The organism is Micromonospora phytophila, from assembly GCF_023656545.1.
GTDB lineage: Bacteria > Actinomycetota > Actinomycetes > Mycobacteriales > Micromonosporaceae > Micromonospora > Micromonospora phytophila.
On record NZ_JAMOKF010000463.1, the window covers coordinates 1 to 3425 of the forward strand.

2 protein-coding genes and 2 pseudogenes are annotated in these 3425 nt (G+C 68.5%); 1 reads left to right on the forward strand and 3 read right to left on the reverse strand.

The window, feature by feature from the left end:
• Positions 1-135: 135 nt before the first annotated feature.
• From NCC78_RS29600 to NCC78_RS29610, 3 genes and pseudogenes are all read right to left on the reverse strand, one after another.
• Positions 136-1270, reverse strand: a pseudogene (locus NCC78_RS29600) (site-specific integrase).
• Entirely contained in the window at positions 1267-1485 is a 219-nt protein-coding gene (locus NCC78_RS29605; RefSeq protein ID WP_284706368.1) for a helix-turn-helix domain-containing protein, read from the reverse strand. Before NCC78_RS29605 ends, NCC78_RS29600 begins: the two are co-directional and overlap by 4 nt.
• 67 nt (positions 1486-1552) lie before the next feature.
• Positions 1553-2764: pseudogene (locus tag NCC78_RS29610) on the reverse strand (replication initiator); the annotation flags it as partial.
• Between NCC78_RS29610 and NCC78_RS29615 the strand changes: the two are divergent.
• Positions 2702-3208, forward strand: a complete 507-nt coding sequence (locus NCC78_RS29615; RefSeq protein ID WP_250798661.1) for a hypothetical protein — start codon at positions 2702-2704, stop codon at positions 3206-3208. The pseudogene NCC78_RS29610 and the gene NCC78_RS29615 sit on opposite strands and share 63 nt — an antisense overlap.
• The last annotated feature ends 217 nt before the right edge of the window (positions 3209-3425 follow it).

The window sequence follows — 3425 nt, forward strand, 5'->3', positions numbered from 1 at the left end:
CTAAAATCACGCTCCCAGCGTCAGGCTAACTGACGGCCTCATAGGCCAATGTCACTCGACGTCGGCGGGCAGCCACCCCGATTTTCACGCCCAGCACGGGCGTCACCAAGGGGACATCGGAGGCTAACTGGGTGACTATGCCTCAGCGTCGAAGATCCGGTCCATGGCGACTGCGCCGCCCAGGAGCACCGGCCGCAGTTGGTGCCGGTAGACAGTTTCGGTAACAGTCGTACCGGAATGGCCGCAGAGGTCAGCGATCTGTTCAAGGCTCATGCCGCTGTCTGACAGCAGGGACACGAAGCTGTGCCGCAGCTCGCGGGGTGTCCAGTCGCGCGGGTCAAGGCCCGCTTTGGCGACGACAGGGCGGAAGGCCCGAAGCACGTTGTGCCGATCGAGGGCCGTGCCGGCGGCAGAGGCGAAGACGAGGCGGTCGGCGGCAGGTTGGTCCTGGCGCTCGCGGTGGGTGGTGAGCGCGGTGACGCACCGGGCCGGCAGAGCCAGGGTGCGACGCGACTTCTTGGTCTTGGTGTCTCCGTCGGAACGCACTGAGCGCCAGACCTGAATGGATGGAGGCACCGGGGAATCGTTGTCCGGCTTTGCCGATGAGGTCGACGTGTGCCCAGGTGAGGGCTCGCAGTTCTTCGGTGCGAGCGCCGGTCAGCAGTGACAGCACGATGTAGGCGTGCAACGAGCTGCCCTCGGCAGCGGCCAGGAGCGCTTTGGCGTGGTCGAGCGTCAGTGACTTCGATGGACGGCCGCCGCGACCGGTGGGCACGGCGCAGAGTGCCACGACGTTGCGCTTGACCTTGTCTCGCGCCATGGCCCGATTGACTGCGCGATTCAGCAGCGAGTGAAGGAGGCGCAGGGTGCGGGTGCTCAGGTGTTGGGCTTTGCCCATGAGCCAGCGGTCGACGTCGGTAGCGCTGAGGTCTCGCAGCTTCCTCGCACCGAGGTCGCTGATGATGTGGGAGCGCACGAGGGTCGCGTAGTTCGCCTTGGTGTTCTCGGACTGGTTGCTCAGGCCGTAGGCGAGCCAGTCGGTGAGAGCGCCGGCCACGGTGTGCCCATCTTTGACAAGGGCGAGGCCGTCTTCGTAGTCGCGGATCTTCTCCCGGAGTTTGGTGCGGGCTTCGGTCTTGGTTTTGCCGCTGCCTTTGCGCACGATGCGTTTGCCGGCCGGGGTGTAGCCGACGGTGATGGTGGCGATCCAGCGTTGCCGGGCTTCGTCCCAGTGCAGGCCGCCTTCTCCTCGGGCGCGGCGTGTGGTCATCGGGTGCCTCCTTTCTGGGCTTCCTGTTCGAGCAGGGTGACGTAGGCGGTGATGGCGGCGGCGGGGACGAGGCGGGTGCGGCCTTGTTGAACGGTGCGGAGTCTGCCGGCGCGGATCTGCTCGTAGATCACCGAGCGGGACAGGCTGAGCAGGGTCATGGCTTCGGGGATGCGGTAGAGCGCCTTTCTCGCGGGTGCGGTCAGGGTGGTGGGCAATGGGCTTCCTCTCCTCGGTTCGTCGGTTGACCGTCAAGCCGGTCTTGACGGTGAATCGGTGGGCGGGTCAGGCAGCAGCGGCGAACTCCTCGCGGGCTACCTCGCGTCTCTCACGGGCCATCGCGGCGGCGGTGTTGGCAAGCAGCGCGTCGCCGCTGGTGCGCCAGCCGGACCCGGCGTAGGTGAGGAGGCCAACGATGAGGGTGGTGTCGTCGTCGGGTTGGTCGGCGTATTCGTGGCCGGTTTCGGTCCGTCGCCAGATGATCCGGGCGTCGCGCAGGATGCGGAAGGTGACCGAGTAGCGGCGGCTTTTGGTGAGGAAGTGGCCGCCGAAGCCGAGCATGTGTGCCCACCGTCGGAGCTGTTGCCAGTCGCGGTGGCCGCCGAGGGTCCAACAGGCGTCGATCAGCCGCTCCGGGTGGGTGCCTTGCTCGTTGGCGTAGAGGTCGATGACCTCGCCGTCGAGGCGGCGGGAGACGTGGCCGGTGGCTTCGGTGCTCTTGGTGGCGTACTTGGCCAGGTAGCCGGCGACCTTGCCGTCGGTGATCTCGCCGTCGGCGGCGATGGGACGCACGTCGACCTGCTCGCCCCAGGCGATGCGCCGGCCGGTCGGCCGCGCGGGGTGGGGGCGGGTGGTGAAGGTGACGGTGGCGGCGGCGTGCTCGACTGCGGCGACCAGGTCGTCAACGCCGATCCCGGCCGGCGGCAGCACGAGCGCGTCCGGGTCGTACGGGTTGACGCCGTCGAGCCGGATGACGGCGTGGTAGTGCACGACGGCGCGGCGTTGCATCTCGGCGACCTTGCCGAACGACGGCTTGACTGGCGGCACCCGACGCACCCGGCCCGAGACGGTGACCTGCTCGACCGAGGGCAGGCCGAGCTGTCGGGCGCGGGCTCGGAGGTGGCGGGTGATGGCGATGGTGGTGCGGCGCCACAACTCCGGGGCGGAGTGGTTCCACACCACCTGGGCGTCGTGGTCGTAGCAGTCCAGGCACAGCGGCTGTCCGAGCCGGGGATCGTTGTCCTCGTGTCGTGCCCAGCACACGGTGGGTTGTCCGTGCTCACAGGGTTGGGCGGTGGGGTCGGTGGCCCGGCGGGGGTGGCAGGGTTCGGCCCGGCAGTCGCAGCGGCGGCGGTTGCCGCAGGTGTGCCGCTTGACCACGCGGGTGTGCACGGTGCCGAACGACGGGGCGGTGAACGTGGGGAAAACCGCCGGATGCCCGGCGACCGTCGCGGGGACGCCTTTGCCGCCGGCGAGGCCGGCGCGCAGCAGCTGGTAGAGGACACCGCGTTGGAGTACCTGGTACTCGGTGATGTCACGGTTCTCATTGACACCACCGAGGGCATCCAGGTCATCACCGACGACCGGGTGGACAGGACCGCCCGCGCCGAACGCGAGGAAGCCGATCGGCACCCGTTCGGGTCGGCCGAGAAGCAGGCCGCGCTGCTGCGGATGAAGCACGCCGAACTGGCCGCTCGTAACCAGCCTGGTGGCTACTGGGTGGCAGCTGCGGATCCGTTCGCCGCTCAGCACGCCGTCACAGGAGACGTTCCGCTCGACAGCGTCCGACGAGTCGCCGTGCTGACCGACGGAGCTGCGCGCCTGGTTGCCCTGTTCGGACTGCTCGACTGGCCCGACGTGCTCGAAGTCCTGGAGCAGAACGGCCCAACCGAGCTGATCCGACGAGTACGCGCCATCGAGGCTGCGACCCGTCCTGCATGAAGTGGGCACGCAACAAGCGCAGCGATGACGCCACCGCCGTCTACGCCGCCTGAGCAGCCGATACGCGAGCAGGGCCGCCGGCTGCCGGCGATGTCGGGTCTCAGGACGTCCGTGATGGCATGAAGGAGCGGGGCCTCGCTCCTCGTGGGTCCCGGGCGGGATGCTCGGGGTGCTCACGTCTCACGACGAAGGAGGAGCCCCTCATGCAGGCAGAGTA

What these genes read in the sequence shown, in the direction of transcription:
- NCC78_RS29615 (WP_250798661.1), top strand. Translation starts at nt 2,702, where the DNA reads ATGCCCGGCGACCGTCGCGGGGACGCCTTTGCCGCCGGCGAGGCCGGC.